This window comes from Tunicatimonas sp. (assembly GCF_049647865.1).
In the GTDB taxonomy this organism is placed as follows: domain Bacteria; phylum Bacteroidota; class Bacteroidia; order Cytophagales; family Cyclobacteriaceae; genus Tunicatimonas.
In genome coordinates this window covers 1-2,129 of record NZ_JBARYM010000503.1, presented here as the reverse complement: position 1 = coordinate 2,129, position 2,129 = coordinate 1, and the positions used below count along the sequence as shown (strand labels likewise).

Annotated in this window: 2 protein-coding genes and 1 pseudogene; 1 reads left to right on the top strand and 2 read right to left on the bottom strand. The window is 43.1% G+C overall.

All coding sequences use genetic code 11. The features are described 5' to 3' along the window. Positions 1 to 35: 35 nt before the first annotated feature. Positions 36 to 1,310, bottom strand: coding sequence for a replication-associated recombination protein A (locus WBA23_RS14860; RefSeq protein WP_424583066.1), 1,275 nt, complete (start codon positions 1,308 to 1,310; stop codon positions 36 to 38). A 96-nt stretch (positions 1,311 to 1,406) separates the two neighbouring features. Between WBA23_RS14860 and WBA23_RS14855 the strand changes: the two genes are divergently transcribed. Continuing rightward, a complete protein-coding gene (locus tag WBA23_RS14855) occupies positions 1,407 to 1,901 on the top strand; it encodes a DUF2062 domain-containing protein (protein WP_424583065.1) in 495 nt (164 codons plus the stop codon). A 9-nt stretch (positions 1,902 to 1,910) separates the two neighbouring features. Here WBA23_RS14855 and WBA23_RS14850 read toward each other — a convergent pair. Further along, a pseudogene (locus WBA23_RS14850) lies at positions 1,911 to 2,129 on the bottom strand (hypothetical protein); the annotation flags it as partial.

Below are 2,129 nucleotides of genomic sequence, written 5' to 3'. Positions count from 1 at the left end.
GAAATGTCTAGAATGTAGCCAAGGCAAACGGCTATTTAATACTCATAATGATTACCCCACAGTTGTTTCAGCCGTTTTCTTAATTCATTCTCCCGAGCATTGTGGCCGGGTTGATAAAATATAGTTTTTGATAGCGCATCAGGTAAAAATTCTTGCACTACAAAGTTCTGATCGTAGTCGTGAGCGTATTGATAGTTTTTCCCGTAGTCTAACGACTTCATTAATTTAGTAGGTGCATTTCGTAAATGTAGCGGAACCGGCAGGTCGCCCGTTTTTCTAACTAATGCTTGAGCTTGACGTAAAGCAGTGTAGCTAGCATTGCTTTTAGGTGAACTGGCCAGGTAAGTAGTACACTGAGCTAGTATAATCTCTGCTTCCGGCATTCCGATCATGGTTACTGCTTCAAAGCAGTTAGTGGCTAAAACTAATCCGGTAGGGTTCGCATTGCCTACATCTTCGGAAGCTAAAATAACCAATCGGCGGGCAATAAACTTGGGGTCTTCTCCTCCCGCCAGCATTCGTACCATATAATATATAGCGGCATTCGGGTCGCTACCTCGTACCGATTTAATAAAGGCAGAGACAAGATCGTAGTGTAACTCGCCCCCTTTTTCGTAGCGAGCAAGTTTAGTTTGAGCCAACTTCGTTACAATTGCATTGGTAATCTTTACCGAATCGGTTTCGGTGCTAGATTCTGAAGAAACAATCAGATCCATCAAATTTAGTAGTCGGCGGGCATCACCGCCCGAAAGATTAAACAGTGCTTCAGTTTCCTTCAATTCAATATTCTTAGTTTTCAGGAACTCATCTTGTTGAAAGGCTCTCGCTAACAATTTTCGCAAGTCATCTTCCGTTAGTGCGTTTAGCGTGTATACTTGGCAACGGGATAGCAAGGCCGGGTTCACCTCAAACGAGGGATTTTCGGTAGTAGCTCCAATCAGTGTGATTGTTCCATCCTCTACCGCATGTAATAAAGCATCTTGCTGTGACTTATTAAAACGATGAATCTCATCAATGAACAGAATGGCTCCGCCGTACATCTTAGATCGCTGAATAGCTTCGCGCACATCTTTCACTCCCGCTTGGATAGCACTAAGTTGAAAGAATTCTCGTTTAGATTCTTGAGAAACAATGCGGGCTAAAGTAGTCTTGCCGGTGCCGGGTGGGCCCCAGAATATTAGCGAAGCAAGATTGCCCTGCTCAACCATTTTTCGCAATACGCCCTGGGGGCCAGTAAGGTGCGACTGGGCAACGACATCATCTAGCGTTTGGGGACGTAGCCGTTCGGCTAGTGGAATTTGATAGTTCATCATAAATAATTGAGACGTTACGCAAGTTAGATATTCACTTAAAAGCAAAAAATAAATCGCCGATCTATTGCTAGTATTGGAGTAAGAAAAATTCTAATGAATAAAGCCACAATTAGGGAAAAAGTAACTCGATTTATTGAGCGATTGACTGAACCCGAAAGCAGTAGTCAGGCTATTGCGCTAAGTTTTTCATTAGGCACATTGATCGCCATTCTGCCCACCCCTGGTTTTGGAATCTTCGTAGGCCTATCGCTCATCCTTTTCTTTCCGATGTTGAATAAGATTGCGATGGTTCTAGCTTTTACTATGTGGAATCCGATACTTCAACTTCCGGTGTATTACGCCAGTTACTGGTTGGGAAGCGTTTTACTCAATAAGCCAACACCCGAAGTCATTGAAGAGTCTTGGATAACGTTACTTACGCATCACACTCAGTCATTTGTATTAGGAAACGGCATATTGGCTGCCCTAATCTCTGTACTAAGTTATATCGCAGTACTACAAATTACCTCCTACTACCGCAAACGCAAAGCTATCGCTGAGATTATCAGCATCTACCAATTGCCGTCGGAAAAAGTACCATCAGCTTAGAGCCATTAGTTAATCTACTCTCTCCAAAACTAATCCTTTCACTTCCGCCACTTGTCTACCCACTATTTGGCTAGCCGATAAAGAAATTGTTTGCGAGCCTGCTTGTAGAGAAATATCACCTAGATAAATTTTTGCCCAATCCTTTTCGTAGACTTCAATTCGTTGAATTCGGTCAGGGCTAGGAATAGCCGCTGGGTTGAATGCGGTGGATAAAGTGTCGACCAATAG